13 protein-coding genes are annotated in these 15,500 nt (G+C 56.8%); 7 read left to right on the top strand and 6 right to left on the bottom strand.

Annotation, left to right across the window (positions count from 1 at the left end; all coding sequences use genetic code 11):
• Positions 1-21 precede the first annotated feature (21 nt).
• From AB8880_06720 to raiA, 3 genes are all read left to right on the top strand, one after another.
• Positions 22-1,416, top strand: a complete 1,395-nt coding sequence (locus AB8880_06720; protein ID XDZ64627.1) for an aminotransferase — start codon at positions 22-24, stop codon at positions 1,414-1,416.
• A gap of 17 nt (positions 1,417-1,433) precedes the next feature.
• Positions 1,434-2,063, top strand: coding sequence for a hypothetical protein (locus AB8880_06715; GenBank protein ID XDZ64626.1), 630 nt, complete (start codon positions 1,434-1,436; stop codon positions 2,061-2,063).
• 83 nt (positions 2,064-2,146) lie between these two features.
• The gene (gene raiA, locus AB8880_06710) at positions 2,147-2,725 is read left to right on the top strand and encodes a ribosome-associated translation inhibitor RaiA (GenBank protein ID XDZ64625.1); all 579 of its coding nucleotides are present in this window, start codon (positions 2,147-2,149) and stop codon (positions 2,723-2,725) included.
• On the opposite strand, the gene AB8880_06705 is transcribed toward raiA, so the two are convergent.
• Genes AB8880_06705 through cobU form a run of 4 tightly spaced genes read right to left on the bottom strand, consistent with a single transcriptional unit; the run spans position 2,722 to position 5,747 of the window.
• Positions 2,722-3,348 carry a histidine phosphatase family protein gene (locus AB8880_06705; protein ID XDZ64624.1) on the bottom strand — a complete coding sequence of 209 codons (627 nt, stop codon included), beginning with the start codon at positions 3,346-3,348 and terminating at the stop codon, positions 2,722-2,724. The genes raiA and AB8880_06705 overlap by 4 nt on opposite strands.
• A gap of 1 nt (position 3,349) precedes the next feature.
• Complete coding sequence (locus AB8880_06700) at positions 3,350-4,150, bottom strand: adenosylcobinamide-GDP ribazoletransferase (protein ID XDZ64623.1); 801 nt, start codon at positions 4,148-4,150, stop codon at positions 3,350-3,352.
• Positions 4,151-4,160: 10 nt separating this feature from the next.
• On the bottom strand, positions 4,161-5,174 hold the full coding sequence (cobT, locus tag AB8880_06695) for a nicotinate-nucleotide--dimethylbenzimidazole phosphoribosyltransferase (protein ID XDZ64622.1): 1,014 nt from the start codon (positions 5,172-5,174) through the stop codon (positions 4,161-4,163).
• Positions 5,175-5,222: 48 nt separating this feature from the next.
• Positions 5,223-5,747, bottom strand: coding sequence for a bifunctional adenosylcobinamide kinase/adenosylcobinamide-phosphate guanylyltransferase (cobU, locus tag AB8880_06690; protein XDZ64621.1), 525 nt, complete (start codon positions 5,745-5,747; stop codon positions 5,223-5,225).
• Positions 5,748-5,906: 159 nt separating this feature from the next.
• Here cobU and AB8880_06685 point away from each other — a divergent pair, with 159 nt between their 5' ends.
• Both AB8880_06685 and AB8880_06680 read left to right on the top strand, forming a co-directional pair.
• A complete protein-coding gene (locus AB8880_06685) occupies positions 5,907-7,463 on the top strand; it encodes a trimethylamine methyltransferase family protein (protein XDZ64620.1) in 1,557 nt (518 codons plus the stop codon).
• 40 nt (positions 7,464-7,503) lie between these two features.
• Entirely contained in the window at positions 7,504-9,933 is a 2,430-nt protein-coding gene (locus AB8880_06680) for an FAD-dependent oxidoreductase (protein ID XDZ67037.1), read from the top strand.
• Here the strand turns inward: AB8880_06680 and AB8880_06675 are convergent.
• A complete protein-coding gene (locus AB8880_06675; protein XDZ64619.1) occupies positions 9,930-11,129 on the bottom strand; it encodes a mandelate racemase/muconate lactonizing enzyme family protein in 1,200 nt (399 codons plus the stop codon). The two genes, AB8880_06680 and AB8880_06675, sit on opposite strands and share 4 nt — an antisense overlap.
• Positions 11,130-11,152: 23 nt before the next feature.
• Positions 11,153-12,229, bottom strand: coding sequence for an alcohol dehydrogenase catalytic domain-containing protein (locus tag AB8880_06670; protein XDZ64618.1), 1,077 nt, complete (start codon positions 12,227-12,229; stop codon positions 11,153-11,155).
• A 403-nt stretch (positions 12,230-12,632) separates the two neighbouring features.
• On the opposite strand from AB8880_06670, the gene AB8880_06665 reads away from it, so the two are divergent.
• Both AB8880_06665 and mgtE read left to right on the top strand, forming a co-directional pair.
• Positions 12,633-14,033, top strand: a complete 1,401-nt coding sequence (locus AB8880_06665) for a short-chain fatty acyl-CoA regulator family protein (GenBank protein ID XDZ64617.1) — start codon at positions 12,633-12,635, stop codon at positions 14,031-14,033.
• A gap of 62 nt (positions 14,034-14,095) precedes the next feature.
• Positions 14,096-15,496 (top strand): magnesium transporter, encoded by a 1,401-nt coding sequence (gene mgtE / locus AB8880_06660; protein ID XDZ64616.1) that lies wholly within the window; start codon positions 14,096-14,098, stop codon positions 15,494-15,496.
• The last annotated feature ends 4 nt before the right edge of the window (positions 15,497-15,500 follow it).

Below are 15,500 nucleotides of genomic sequence, written 5' to 3'. Positions count from 1 at the left end.
ATCAATCAATGAGGTAAAGCCATGAACAAACCTGAACAATTCTCCCCCAATTCTGCAGAAGCACGAGATATCGCCCATCACCTGCATCCTTACACCAGCCCGGCTATGCTGAAGGAAAAAGGCCCGCAGATCATCAATTCCGGCAGCGGGATCTATGTCACCGATGCCGATGGGAAAGAGTATATTGAGGGGATGAGCGGATTGTGGTGCGCCTCGCTCGGGTTCAACGAGCCCGAACTCGTGAAGGCAGCAGCAGAGCAGATGCAGAATCTGCCCTATTACCACAGTTTTACCGGCAAGACCGTCAATCCAGCCATTGATCTTGCCGAAATCCTCATCCGGATTGCTCCGGAAGGGCTTGAAAAGGTGTTCTTCTGTAATTCCGGATCAGAGGCCAATGACACCGCCATCAAGATGGTCTGGTACTATCATGCGGCCATCGGCAAGCCGGAGAAGAAGAAGATCATCAGCCGCAAGCGGGCGTATCACGGGGTCACCCTCGCGGCCGCCAGCCTGACGGCGCTGGCCTATGTTCAGGATGGGTTTGGCCTGCCGCTTGATTTTGCCCGCCACACCTCATCGCCGCATTATTTCCAGGATGCCCATGACGGCGAAAGCGAGGCTGAATTCACCAGCCGTATCATGCACGAACTTGAAGAGATGATCGAACGGGAAGGCGCGGACACGATCGGTGCCTTCATTGCCGAGCCCCTGATGGGAGCGGGCGGCGTCATCGTGCCGCCGGAAGGGTATTTCCAGGCGCTCAAGCCGATTCTTGACAAGAATGACATCCTCATGATCGCCGATGAGGTGATTTGCGGCTTCGGCCGTACCGGCAATATGTGGGGATCCGAAACTTTCGGGATCAAGCCTGATATTCTGACCTGCGCCAAGGCCCTTTCATCGGCCTATCTGCCGATATCCGCCGTCATGGTCTCCGGCAAGGTGGCGGCAGGTGTTGAAGAACAGGCAAATCGCCTCGGCCAGTTCGGCCACGGTTATACCTATTCGGCGCATCCGGTGCCGGCGGCGGTGGCCAAACGGACGATGGAGCTTATGGAAGAACGGGATATTCTCGGTCATGTTCGTTCCATTGCACCGCTTTTCAATGAACGTGTCACCGCCATGGGAAGGTTTGAAAGCGTCGGCAATACGCGTGCCGTCGGCCTGATCGGCGCCATGGAATTCGTGGCTGAACCCGGCACACGCATCAAGATTGATCCTGCCCAGAAATTTGCCGCCAAAGCCATGGCCATCATTCAGGAGCATGGGGTTATCCTGCGCGCGCTGCCGGTGGATGGTATCGGTTTCTGCCCGCCTTTGATTACATCTGAAGATGAAATCAACCTGCTCTTTGACCGGGTGGAAAAGGCCATGCCAAAGATCGACGCCATGGCCGCGGATCTGCGCGGGTAGCACAAGTGCCCCCGCCATTGTCCAGAACGCCGGGCAAGGTCAGGGCGTTGGGCGCGGCGCTTGACGAGCTGGCGGCAGAGGGCACACTCGGCGTGTCGGTGCCGTTTTTCAGCCCCGATGAAGTGGCGGCGTTGATCCGCCAGGCTTCACGTCTGCCCATGCGAAAGGCAAAGCCCCGGGCCGGGGCTCAGGGGCGTGAGGTGCATCAGGATTTCGATATCTGCTTTCCGGCACCGCGGCAGGATGCGCTGGCTGATCTTGCCGATCTGCTGGAGATATGCGTGGCCGAAGTTGAAAAAGATAGGAACTCTCCCTTTCTTGACGGGCCGCTCACGCTCAATGACCTGGCGGTGCAGCATTACGCCAGCGGATCAAAAGGGATCGGTGTTCACCGCGATGCCCTGCGCTATCGCCGGCTTGTTTTTATCATCACGCTAGCCGGCGAGTCCCGCTTCTGCCTCTGTGCGGATCGAGATGGTACCGGCGCCACGGTTCTTGACGACAGCCCCGGGATGTTGACGATCCTCTCGGCGCCAGGTTTCAGGGGGCGGGAAGGCGAGGCCGCGCGGCCATTGCATTTCGTCAGCGGTATCACCGGCGGCAGATTGTCCATAGGTCTGAGGGACGATTCCAGCCTATCCACCTGATATTCCCATCGGGATTGTTGCAGGGATGGCCCTGATCTGCGATCCTGATATTACGACTTGAATATATATAAGGAGAAGCGGTGATGAAGATAAGCGTTTCCGGCAAGAACATGGATACCGGTGGAGCCTTTCAGGAACATGCAAATGATTCGTTGTCCGCAGCGGTTCTAAAATATTTTGATAACGCGATCAGCGGATCCGTTACCCTGACCAAGGGAACCGCAGGATTTGATGTTGGCATCCGGATAACGCTTACCCGCCGAATAGTCATGGAGGCCAGTGGCGCGGCCTCTGATGCCCATGTCGCGCTGGATCAGGCTATCAATCATATCGAGAAACGGCTTCGCCGTTACCATCGTAGGCTCAAGAATCATCGCGCTGAGACGTCGGCAGAAGATATTATGCCGGCAACGGTGACGGTTTTTGCCCAGGAAGAACCTGAAGCCGAAGCCGCTCTGCCCGAAGATATATCCGCACCACCTATTCTGGCCGAAATGGATTACGAAGTGCATCTCATGACCGTTGAAGAAGCGGTGATGGTGTTTGAACTTTCGGGCCAGTCGGCGCTGATGTTCAGGAACAAGGCCCATCTCGGGCTCAACATGCTGCATCGGCGGGACGACGGAAGTATCGGCTGGGTGGACCCGAGAGGCAACCGCTAGGCCGGAACATTCAGCTGATCAAGCATCCAGCTTCCCCTGCTCTCGCCTTGCGGGCGGATAAATGTAATCCGGCTCATCGAAAGAGGGCTGATACCGAAGGCAAGCGCGCGTTCCGCATCAAGCCCCATCGCCTGACCGATCAGGGCGCGGAAGATCATGGCATGGCCGATCAGCACCAGGTGATCTTCCCGGGTTTTTTCGATGGATTGCCTAAGTTCAGCTACCCGGGCCCATAGCTGGTCAAAACTTTCACCACCGGGGGGCGTGACCGAAGGATGCAGAAAATGGAACGGTGTCAGCGGGCCATCCTTGATCTCTTCCCAGATTTCAGCGACGGGTCGTCCATGCCAGGTTCCGTAATCCTGCTCCTTGAGCATGGGGGCGGTGATCATCTCACCCGGATGTGCCCCGGCCGCAATGAGGGCATCAGCGGTCATGCGTGTCCGGCGGAGGGGGCTGACCCACCAGGTCGCATCAGCAGGCAGCAAACCGGCCAGACGTTCAAATGCCGCTATATCCGACATATCGGCCTCCGGATCGGCGGGCGGCAGGCATCCCTCTTCATGAACCGAAGGGCCATGCCGGATAAGGGTCAGGTGAAGTGGCCGCACCATCTCCGCCATTTCAGCCGATCATCACGAAAGTCATGAGGATTGCGGTTTCGCTGATCTGCTGGGTGGCGCCGAGCCCGTCGCCATTGACGCCGCCAATCCACCTCTCAAGAAACCAGCCAAGCGCCAGCGTGACCGCAACGCCGGCCAGAAACCCAGCAATCGCGGCGCTGATGCCGGTGAAGACAATTGCCAGAAGAAGACCGAGCAGCAGGCTTGTCGCTGCAACGATCATGTCGGGCTGACCGGTCAGATGAGCAAGTCCCGTCTCATCCGGAGGTGAGCGCATAACCCGCTGGAGCGCCATCATCGCCCGCGAGAGGGCCGCGCTTGCCACCAGCGCATGGAGCATTCCCCATGGGCTGTTGCTGCCGAGATCAGCAAGGTATACCGCGGCCGTCATGGTGAAAATCAGCAAGGCAAGGGTGCCGAAACTGCCGGTGGCGCTGTCGCGCATGATTCGAAGCCGATGCGATGGATCACGCCCGCCAAGCCCGTCCGCGACATCGGCAAGCCCGTCCTGATGAAGCCCGCCTGTCAGTATCATGATGCCGCCCAGCGCCAGCATGGCTGATGCCAGCGGCGGAATACCGGCAGTGACAAGCAACGCGCCGATCGCCCCGGGGATGGCGGCAACACCAACGCCGATGATGGGGAAAGCCCAATAGCTTCGTTTCGTGTCCGGTTCGGTTTCAAATTCATAGGTCACCGGTATCCGCGTCAGGATCATCGATGCCGCCATGATATCCTGATAAAGAAGGCCGGGCGTTATGTTGCTCCAGTCCGATGAAGGGGGTTGGGATCTGGTCATCATCCCTCCATTTCTATCCGTCGGATACACCGGCTTCGGCAAAGGTGGCCATGCCGCTATGGGCTTCCACGGCGGCCCTGATAATGGGAAGCGCCGTCGCAGCACCGCTTCCTTCACCAAGCCGAAGCCTGAGATCCAGTATAGGCTCAAGTCCGGTTTTGGCAAGAATACGCTGGTGCCCCGGCTCCTCGGATCGATGACTGATCAGGCAATGGTCCAGAATAGAAGGGTTGTCCAGGTAAAGAGGCAGAACCGAAGCGGTGCTGATATACCCATCAAGAAGGACAGGAAGAGAGCGATGCCGGGCCGCCAGCACAGCGCCAGCAATTGCGGCAATCTCGCGTCCACCAAGACATGCAAGGATGGAAAAACCATCCCGGGCATCCGAATGAAGGGCAATTGCCTCTTCGACCACATCCGCCTTATGGTTTACGCCAGCCGCATCAAGGCCGGTGCCAGGGCCAACCCAGTCGCGTGCCACCCCCCCAAGGCAGGCGGCGGCAACAGCCGCGGCGGCGGTGGTGTTGGCTATTCCCATCTCACCGAGAAGAAGGATATCGGCGTCATCGGGGATGGCATCAGCACCTGTTTTCATGGCAGCAAGCGTCTCTTCGGTGCTCATCGCGGGTTCAGCGGTGAAATCCCGGGTCGGGCGATCCAGTTCCAGTGCAGTCACCTCAAGCCTGATCCCCGCCGCACGGGTCAGCTGATTGATCGCGGCCCCGCCTGCGGTGAAATTACCTACCATCTGGGCCGTGACTTCGGCCGGAAAGGCGGAAACGCCGCGCGCCGCAACCCCATGGTTGCCTGCAAAAATCAGGCAGGAAGGTGAGTTGAGATGCGGCTTTTCCCGGCCCTGCCATCCGGCCATCCAGATAGCAATATCTTCAAGCCGCCCGAGGGAGCCGGGGGGTTTGGTCAATTGCCCCTGCCTCAGTCGTGCCGCATCTTCAGCCTTCCCATCTGGTCCGGGCAGGCTCTTTATGGCTTTTTGATAGGATTCGACGTCAAGGAGAGAGATGGTCATGGGTGTCTGCCTCGAATTTTGGCCACGATTTTCACAATATCCCGGCAATTATTTCAGGATCATGGGGAGACCGGCTACCATCAGGACGACCTTGTCGGCCATGGCGGCGACACGTTGGTTGAGAAGTCCTGTATCATCACGGAAATCTCTGGCCATTTTGTTTTCAGGCACGATGCCAAGGCCGGTTTCCTCACTGACAATCACCACGGATGCTTTCGTCTCTTCGAGTGCGGTGATGAACGCGTCAAAAGCCGCGGGTCTGTCGCTCTCGCCCAGCATCAGGTTGGTGATCCAGACGCCGATACTGTCAACAAGGATGACACTTCCTTCGTCCTGTCCCCTCAGGATTGATGCGATATCAAGCGGCTCTTCAATGGTGGTGAATCGATCCTGCCTCAACTCGCGGTGGCGGGATATTCTTGCTTCCATCTCCGCGTCAAAAGCCTGGCCGGTGGCAAGATAGAAGGGGCGAGATTCCCCGGCAAGCGCCAGCGCCTCACCTTCGGCATAGGCTGTCTTGCCGGAGCGGGCGCCACCAAGGGCCAGCATGATTTTCCTGGATCGAAGAGGCATGCCTTTTCTCCCGTTGCCATGATTATCTGCTTTTATGATGCCGCAACCATCTTGGCCAGTATAGATTTAAGGTAAGGGCGAATTTTCGCATTAAAATGTCTTTTTTAGACTTTTCAGGCCGGTATTCGTGGTTAAGGTGATAGGTGAAGGAACACGCGTATGAACGCACCAGCATCAGAACGTGGCCGGCGACGTTCAGGCCGGTCCCAAAGCAGGACCGACACCAGGGCGGCGATCGAACAGCTTGCCTGGTCAATTCCTGAATATATCGATCCGCCGGTTGAACCTGCTAATGAGGAAACGCTTGAGCGCATCCATTTGACCTCGCTCAGGGTGCTGGAGGAGATCGGTATTCTCTTTCTCAATAGTGAAGCAAGATCGCATCTGAAAGATATCGGCTGTGAGGTGGATGACAACACCGAAAACGTCCGGATGGACAGGGCGCTGGTGCTGGATGCGATCAGCAAAGCGCCATCAATCTTCACCGTCACCCCAAGAAATCCGAAGCACAAAATTCATCTTGGTGGCCGACATATCGCGTATTCGACCGTTTCGTCAGCGCCCAATGTCAGCGATCTCGATGGCGGCAGGCGTGTCGGCACACGCGCTGATTTTCAGAATCTCCTGCGGCTAAACCAGTTTTTCAACTGCCTTCATTTTGTTGCCGGCTATCCGGTTGAGCCGGTGGATATCCATGCCTCGATCCGGCATCTGGATGCGCTTCATGACATGCTGACCCTCACCGACAAGGTTGTCCATGCCTATTCGCTCGGCCCGGAGCGGATTGAAGACGGGATGGAGATGGTCCGCATTGCCGGCGGCCTTACCGAGGCGGAATTTGAAGCCAGCCCGCGCATGTTCACCAATATCAATTCCTCATCCCCCCTCAAGCATGACTGGCCGATGCTCGATGGTGCCATGCGCGCCGCCCGCCGCGGGCAGGTGGTCGTTGTCAGCCCGTTCACGCTTTCCGGGGCGATGGCGCCAGCCACGGTGGTGGGGGCGCTGGTGCAGCAGAATGCCGAATTTCTGGCTGCCCTTGTGCTGCTTCAGGCGATACGGCCAGGAACACCGGTGGTGTACGGGGCGTTTACATCAAATGTCGATATGAAATCCGGGGCGCCGGCTTTCGGCACGCCTGAATATGTGCGGGCGATGCAGATCTCGGGCCAGCTTGCCCGCAAATACAACCTCCCCTGGCGGGGATCGAACGCAAACGCTGCCAATACCCCGGACGGGCAGTCGGTATGGGAGAGCGTTCAGTCGCTCAATGGGGTTTCTTCCGGGCATTGCAATATGGTGTATCACGCCGCCGGATGGCTGGAGGGCGGGCTCTGCGCAAGTTTTGAGAAACTGATCATGGATTGTGAGGTTCTTCAGCAGATCATCTATCTCAATACGCCGCTGGATGTCTCTGATGATGCCATGGCGTTTGAGGCGATACGTGAAGTGGGGCCGGGGAGTCACTTTTTTGCCGCCGAACATACCCAGCGCCGTTTCAAGGATGCTTTCTACGCACCGTTTCTTTCCGACTGGCGGAATTTTGAAACCTGGGAGGAAAGCGGATCGCTGAGGGTGGAAGAGCGCGCAAACCGGATCATGAAATCCATTCTCGATGAATTTACACCGCCGCCGCTCGATGAAGCGATCGCCGACGAACTCAATGATTTTGTTGCCCGGCGAAAGGCCGAGGGCGGCGCGCCAACGGATTTTTAGGACTTATAGAACAGGAAGGAGGCCGGCGATGGCTGAACAAATGAAATCTCAAGCACAGGTGGTGGTGATCGGCGGCGGGGTTGTCGGAGCATCTGTATTGTTCCATCTGACAAAACTGGGCTGGAAAGATGTCATGATGCTTGAGCGGTCGGAGCTCACTTCAGGTTCCACCTGGCATGCAGCGGGGGGGATGCACACCATCAATGGTGATCCGAATGTTGCTAAACTCCAGCAGTATACCATTGATCTTTATAATGAAATTGAAGAACTTTCCGGTCAGGATATAACCATGCACATCACCGGCGGGGTGATGCTGGCGGCCACAAAGGAAAGGTTTGACTGGCTGAAAGGTGTCTACGCCAAGGGCAAGTATCTCGGCATGAAAGGGCTTGAACTGATCACCCCTGATGAGGCCGCGAAACTCATGCCGCTTCTGGACCCGAAGCATTTTACCGGGGCGATGTATGACCCGATCGAAGGCCATGTTGATCCTTATGGCGTCACCCATGCCTATGCCAGGGCGGCACGCAAGAATGGCGCCAGCTATTTCACCCATACCAAGGTCGAATCACTGTCCCAGAACAGCGATGGCACCTGGTGCGTTGAAACCGACAAAGGCCAGGTTCTTGCCGAACATGTCGTTAATTGTGGCGGGCTCTGGGCGCGTGAAATCGGCCGCATGGTCGGGCTGGAACTGCCAGTGCTCGCCATGGAGCATATGTATCTTCTGACCGAGGATATGCCCGAAGTTGCGGAAATCAATGCCACCACAGGCAAAGAAGTCATCCATGCGGTTGATTTCGATGGTGAGCTCTATCTCCGGCAGGAGCGGGGGGGTATGCTCATGGGTACCTATGAAAAGGCCTGCCGCCCATGGTCTGAATACAATACGCCATGGGAGTTCGGCCATGAATTGCTTGAACCGGATATTGACCGTATCGCGCCATCCCTCGAAGTCGGCTTCAAGCATTTCCCGGCTTTCGAAAACGCCGGTATCCGGCAGATCATCAACGGCCCGTTCACCTTTGCCCCTGATGGCAATCCGCTGGTCGGCCCGGTTGAGGGGCTGACGAATTTCTGGTGTGCCTGCGGCGTGATGGCCGGGTTCAGCCAGGGGGGCGGGGTTGGCCTTGCCTTGTCGAACTGGATGATCAATGGTGATCCTGAATTTGACGTCTGGGCCATGGATATCAGCCGATTTGGCGATTATGCCTCAATGCAGTACACCAACGCCAAGGTGAGGGAGAATTATTCCCGTCGGTTTTCTATTCGCTATCCCAATGAAGAACTGACCGCGGCGCGCCCCCTGTTGACCACCCCGATCTATGATCGGCTGAAAGATGCCGGGGCGCAGTTTGGCGTCAGTTTTGGTATTGAACATGCGCTCTGGTTTGCGCCGGAGGGGCTTGCGGATGTATTCAGCTGGCGCCGCAGCGTGGATTTCGAGCATGTCGGCAATGAAGCCCGGGCGGTACGGGATGGGGTTGGCCTCCTTGAGATTTCCAACTTCGCCAAATACATGGTGACCGGCGAAGGGGCGGAAGCCTGGCTTGATCAACTGCTGGCCTGCCGTATTCCCGAAGAGGGACGGATGACGCTGGCGCCGATGCTGAAAGATGACGGCAAGGTGATCGGCGATTTCTCGCTTGCCCGTCTTGATGAGGATACTTTCCTGATCGTTGGTTCCGGTATCGCTGAAAGCTATCATATGCGGTGGTTTACCGACCATCTGCCCGGGGACGGTTCGGTGGAGGTAGAGGCCATGGGCCTGAGCCTCACCGGCCTTTCAATAGCCGGCCCGAAAGCGCGGGATGTGCTGGCTTCGCTGACGAGGGAGGATGTGTCGAACGATGGCTTCCGTTTCATGGACGTGCGGGAGTTGCATCTCGGCATGGCACCGGCCATCGTGGGCCGTATGAGCTATACAGGTGATCTCGGCTATGAAATCTGGGTGACGCCGGAATACCAGCGCTATCTGTTTGATCTGATCATGGCGGCCGGGGCCGAGCACGATATCCGGCTGATCGGAGCGCGGGCACTTAACGCGCTCCGGCTTGAAAAGAATTTCGGATCATGGGCAAGAGAATTCCGGCCGGTCTATGGGCCGCTGGAATGCGGGCTTTCAAGGTTTGTCGCCTATGACAAGGAAACGGATTTTATCGGCAAGGCCGGTGCTCATGCTGAAAAGAAGCATGGCGGCAAGATGCGGCTGAGGGCCTTTGTGGTCGATGCCAGGGATGCAGATACGATCGGGGATGAACCTATTGCCCATAATGGCGAGGTCTGCGGCTGGGTCACTTCCGGCGGGTTTGCCCATGCATCAGGTGTGTCTGTTGCCATGGGGTATGTTCCCAAGGAGATTGCCGATGAGCAGGACGGATGGACAATCGAGCTCTTGGGGGAGGAGCTCGATGCCCGGCTGCAGCCTGTGCCGCTCTTTGATGCCAATGCCAGCCGAATGCGCAGCTAGGCTTGTCTTGGATCATCCCGCTCGGTTGAGGTGAGATGAAGCCGGTCGCCGGTATAGGGGTTGGCGCGGGCAACGTCCTCGTTCACCTCAACGCCGAGCCCGGGGGCATCCGGTACGATAACATAACCATCTTCCCAACGGATCGGGCTTGTCAGGATGTCGCGATGGAACCCTTCCCATTTGCGGATTGATTCAAGAATAAGAAAGTTCGGTGAGGCGGCAGATACCTGAATATTTGCCGCCCCCACGATCGGCCCACAATAGAGATGGGGCGCGATATGGGCATAAAAGGCTTCGGCCATGGAGGCGATTTTCTTGGCTTCAAGGATGCCGCCGACGCGGCCAAGATTCATCTGCAGGATATTCGCCGCGCCAAGTTCAAGAACACGCGCGAATTCATATTTGGTCGTCAGCCGTTCGCCGGTGGCGATGGGGATGGAAGTGGCGCGGGCCACTTCAGCCATGATCTCGGGTCGTTCCGGCGGGGTCGGCTCCTCGAACCAGAGCGGATCATAGAACTCCATCATTCGCGCCATGCGCCTTGCGCCTGATGGTGAAAACTGTCCATGGGTGCCGAACAGCAGATCAGCATCATTGCCCACCGCCTGACGCAATTTCTTGAGGAAGTTTTCCGATCGTTCGATATCCGCCAGTTCCGGCATGTGCGGGTCCAGGATCGTATAGGCCCCGGCCGGATCAAATTTTAGCGCCGTGAACCCTTCTTTGAGGTATTTTGCGGCCATTTCCGCCGAAGCATCGGCATCATTATAGAAACTGGCCGGATCCATGCCTTCCCCGGGATAGATATAGGTATAACTCCTCAGCCGTTCATGGAGTTTACCGCCAATCAGGGCGTGAACAGGTTTTTCAAGCGCCTTGCCGATAATATCCCAGCAGGCCATTTCAAGGCCGCTCATCACCCCCATCAGGGAGATATCCGGACGTGAGGAATACCCGCGGCTGTAAACACGTCGCCACATGCGCTCGATATTGAACGGATCTTCACCGGCAAGATCACGGGAAAACACATCTTCGGCCATGGCAATCATTGTCTGGGGGCCGAAAGAGGCGGTATACATCTCTCCATAACCGACAATCCCGCAGGCAGTAACCAGTTTGACAAAGAGAAAATACTGCCCGCCATGCCCCGGGGGCGGGTTGCCGACAACAAAGGTTTCAAGCTGGTCAAGTTTCATGGTCGTCCTCTTTTCTAGCCTTTTCAGTCAAAGGTCAGCACCACCCTTGCGGAGGAGGGGTCAGCCGCCATTTCAATCGCGGTGTTGATATCCTCAAAAGGATAACGGTGACTGATGAGACGGTCGAGGGCGATCTTCCCTTCCTGAAAGAGACCGATCAAATGCGGAATGTCTTCCCTGATCATGGCGGATCCCATCTTGGTGCCGATGATGCATTGGGCGCTGCTGGCAAGGGATGAGGCGTCGATACGGGCCAGATCATCGGAGGCAGGCATGCCGAGGATCACCACCTTGCCGGCACGGCGGATCAGCGGCAGGGCATTTTCGATGGCCTTTGCCACACCCACGGCAACAAAAACCATATCAAGTTTTTCCCCGCCGGTGGCTTCATCCACGGCAACGGCAACATCATCTTCGAGGACGTTCAGGAAATGCGTTGCGCCGAGATCAAGGGCGAGGTCACGTTTTGCTGAAGACGCATCCATGGCGATGATGGTCGATGCGCCGGCAATCCGGGCCGCCTGAATGGCGTTGATCCCGATCCCGCCGCTGCCGATGACGCCAACACGATCCCCGGATTTGACGTTGCCTACCCTGAATACGGCCCCGAACCCGGTGATCACGCCGCATCCCAGCAGTGAGGCTGTTTCAAAATCAAGATCATCCGGAATGGCGATACATTGCCGCTCATGCACCAGAACTTCTTCGGCAAAAGCCCCTGTGTTCATCGAGGGCTGTATCACCTCGCTTGCGGCCTGGTGGCTCGGGCTGGTGATGGCTGGCGGGGTTGCACAGATCGCTTCCATGTTGTCAAGGCAGGACGGGCAGGTGCCGCAAGACCGCATCAACGTCACGACAACACGGTCTCCCGGTCTGAAGCCAGTCACGGCATCGCCCACCGCCTCAATGACCCCTGCTGCTTCATGGCCGAAGATCATGGGCAGATTGCCACCCCAATAGCCCTTGATATAGCTGATATCGCTATGGCAGATCGCGCAGGCCTTTATGCGGATCTTGAGCTCATGTCCTGTGGGATCAGCAAGAGAGAGAGGTTCAAGAGTAAGGGGGGCGCCGAATTGACGGCAGACAGCAGCTTTCATCACACGCCTCTTTATTGCATTAAGAATTGATCGTGATCCTCTTTATGCAGCAGGTAAAGGGTGAAAATTCCGGATGGGTCAAGATAATTCATCTTGAAGGGAGGCATGCCACCAGATGCAATGAAGCCTGGCTGGGCCAGGCTTCATCTCCCGGTCAAGCCCCCCACAAGCTCACCGGGGAAATGAGAACGGTGCAGTTCGGAGGGAGAGAAAACCACACCATGGGGTCAAGTTAGAAATATAGCCTAGGGTATCCTGCTGGAGGCATCAAAGAAAAAAGTGAAATAGTGAAAATTGTAAACATTTCTAATTTACAAAAGACAGAGTATCCCGTATTTTGATTGTCTATCCCTTGTTCTGAAGACGGAGAAGAGCGATCATGCTGGAAATGGGGGAAAAGCCCATGATCGGGCACAAGATTCGCAAACTCAGGGCGGATCTCGGGCTCACGCAATCGGATATGGCCGCGGCAATCGGCATCAGCGCAAGCTACCTCAATCTGATCGAGCATAACCAGCGGCCGGTGACGGTGCCGCTATTGTTCAAGCTTGGGCAGAGTTTCGACATTGACCTCAAGGATTTTGCGGCCGACGATACCACCCGCCTCATGGCTGATATAACGGAAATGTTTGCCGACCCCGCCATGGCAGGGCATTCGGTCTCAAAACGTGAGATGCGTGATTTTGTCAACAGCCAGCCGAATATCGCCGGTGCGCTGTCACGTTTTTACAGCAATTATCGCATCGTCAAGGCTGAGATGCAGAATGTTGCAGCCGCAGGAGGCGGCCAGCGTTCGGCGATTTCGTCCTCATCTCTTGCCGATGATCTGCGGCTTTATCTGCAGGATAACGGCAATTACTTCGCCGAACTCGAAGAGGCCGCCGAGGATTTCGCCAATCAGGCGTCGCTCGGAACCGAAACCCTTTATGCCGATCTTTGCCGTTGGTTCCTCGATGAGAGGGGTATCGATGTTCAGGTTGTGCCAGCGGAAGTCATGGGCGTAAACCTGCGTCAGTATGATCCCCATAAAGGGCGCATCCTTCTGTCGGAAGGGCTGCGCCGCCCGCGGCGGGTCTTTCAGCTCTTGTTGCAGGTGGTTGCCCTTACCCAGCATGAAATCATTGAAAAAATGGTCAAGGATGCCGACATGCCGCATATCACCGGTATGTTGCGCAACACGCTCGCGGGATATTTTGCCGGTGCGGTGATGATGCCCTACACGCCCTTCGCTGATGCGGCGCGAAAGCTGAGATATGATATTGATCTCATCGGGCGCCGCTTCGGTGTCAGTTTCGAGCAGGTCTGCCATCGGCTGACGACGCTCAACAGGCCGGGGGATCGCGGCATTTCGTTTTTCTTCATCCGGGTTGATCCGGCGGGTAATGTGTCCAAGCGTCTTTCCGCCGGCAAGATGCAATTCGCCAACCATGGCGGTACCTGCGCGCGCTGGGTGGTGCATCAGGCCTTCCGTGTTCCAAGCAAGGTCCTGACCCAGGTGGCCGAACTCGAAGAAGGCCAGCAGGTCTTCACCATGGCGCGAACGGTATCGCCGCAATGGACCCCGAAAGATCAGCCCGAGCCTGAATTTGCCGTCGGGCTTGGCTGTCATGTCAATCAGGCGCGGGATATCGTCTATGCCGATACCCATGATCTGGGCAAGAACAGCAAACCTGTTCAGATCGGCATTGGCTGCCATGTCTGTGAGCGCATGGATTGCGCCCAGCGATCACAGCCGCCGCTTGGGTACAATGTGCGCTTTGACCCCTACCGGCGACGGCTTGGACTATTTGACATAGAAAGCTGACCTGGTCACCTCCAGGATTGACGGATGACTGGAATTTGATAGAACCTCGTCAGGAGGTTGACGTGTCAGAGCAGAACGAAAAATCACCGATCGGACGTGAAGATCCGGCGCCGTTGTCCAGCCTCTATGGCATGACGCCAAAGGTTGAGGCTGCCGTGATCACGGCACTGGCCGAAGGGAAGATCGCGCGTGTTCGTGCGCTGGTCTCGCCCTTGCACCCGGCGGATCAGGCTGATCTGATCGAACGGCTCAATATGCCGCAGCGGCGGCGTCTTTTCAGTTACATGGGCTCAAACCTCGACCCTGAAACCCTTGCATTTCTGGATGATGATCTTCTTGATGTTGCGCTCAATATCATGGGGGCGGAGGGCGTAGCCAAGGCCCTGCCTGAGCTCGACAGTGATGACGCGGTGGATATCCTTGAGGAATTTGACCCCGAAGAACGTGATTCAATTCTTGCTGCCATGCCAGTGGCGGAAAGGTTGATTGTCGAGGAAGGTCTCGCCTTTCCCGAAGACAGCGCCGGCCGCCTGATGCAGCGGGAAGTGGTGGTCAGTCCTTCGCATTGGACGGTTGGCCAGACCATTGATTTCATGCGCAGTCAGGATAACCTGCCGGAAGATTTTTACGCCATTGTCGTGATAGATCCGGCAAGGCGTGTGCTGGGGCAGGTGATGCTGTCGCGACTGCTGGCCTCACAGCGTCCGGTGCGGATGTCGGAAATCATGACGAATACGCCATACCAGATACCGGTCAACATGGATCAGGAAGAGGTGGCGCTTCTGTTCAAGCGATATGGGCTTGTCTCTGCGTCCGTGGTGGATGATCAGCACAGGCTTGTCGGGATGATCACCGTCGATGATGTGGTTGATGTGATCGAAGAAGAGGCGGAAGAAGATCTGATGGCGCTTGGCGGGATCAGTGATGTCAGCATCCGTTCCAATCTGCTGGAGACAATCCGGTCACGGTTTTCCTGGCTTTTTGTCAATCTGCTGACGGCGATAGCCGCGTCGGTGGTTATCGGTTTCTTTGAGGGTACGATTGAAAAACTCGTAGCCTTGGCGGTATTGATGCCGATCGTGGCATCGATGGGGGGAAATGCCGGTACCCAGACGGTGACCGTTGCGGTCAGGGCACTGGCCCTGCGCCAGCTTTCCCGGCAGACAGCGACAGGCTTTGTGTTGCGGGAGCTCAGTGTCGGTTTTGTCAATGGCATGGTCTTTGCCCTGACCGCTGGCGGTATTTCATGGATCTGGTTTGGCCAGCCTGAAATCGCGGTGATCATGGGGCTGGCGATGCTGGCCAATCTGGTGATCGCCGGGTTGAGCGGGACTCTCATCCCGCTTGCGTTGGAGCGTTTCGGTATTGATCCCGCGATTGCCTCGTCGGTATTCATCACCACGGTGACCGATGTGATCGGGTTTCTGACGTTTCTTGGTCTTGCAGCGATGTTCCTTGTCTGATTGG

The organism is Alphaproteobacteria bacterium LSUCC0684 (genome assembly GCA_041228335.1).
GTDB lineage: Bacteria > Pseudomonadota > Alphaproteobacteria > Puniceispirillales > UBA1172.
Note: the sequence above shows the minus strand (reverse complement) of the source record. Positions and strands in the feature narration are given on the sequence as shown.

Coding starts and splice junctions, on each gene's coding strand:
- AB8880_06720 (XDZ64627.1), top strand. CDS start 22: ATGAACAAACCTGAACAATTCTCCCCCAATTCTGCAGAAGCACGAGAT.
- raiA (XDZ64625.1), top strand. CDS start 2,147: ATGAAGATAAGCGTTTCCGGCAAGAACATGGATACCGGTGGAGCCTTT.
- AB8880_06705 (XDZ64624.1), bottom strand. CDS start 3,348: ATGGCGGAGATGGTGCGGCCACTTCACCTGACCCTTATCCGGCATGGC.
- AB8880_06700 (XDZ64623.1), bottom strand. CDS start 4,150: ATGATGACCAGATCCCAACCCCCTTCATCGGACTGGAGCAACATAACG.
- cobT (XDZ64622.1), bottom strand. CDS start 5,174: ATGACCATCTCTCTCCTTGACGTCGAATCCTATCAAAAAGCCATAAAG.
- cobU (XDZ64621.1), bottom strand. CDS start 5,747: ATGCCTCTTCGATCCAGGAAAATCATGCTGGCCCTTGGTGGCGCCCGC.
- AB8880_06685 (XDZ64620.1), top strand. CDS start 5,907: ATGAACGCACCAGCATCAGAACGTGGCCGGCGACGTTCAGGCCGGTCC.
- AB8880_06680 (XDZ67037.1), top strand. CDS start 7,504: ATGAAATCTCAAGCACAGGTGGTGGTGATCGGCGGCGGGGTTGTCGGA.
- AB8880_06675 (XDZ64619.1), bottom strand. CDS start 11,129: ATGAAACTTGACCAGCTTGAAACCTTTGTTGTCGGCAACCCGCCCCCG.
- AB8880_06670 (XDZ64618.1), bottom strand. CDS start 12,229: ATGAAAGCTGCTGTCTGCCGTCAATTCGGCGCCCCCCTTACTCTTGAA.
- AB8880_06665 (XDZ64617.1), top strand. CDS start 12,633: ATGATCGGGCACAAGATTCGCAAACTCAGGGCGGATCTCGGGCTCACG.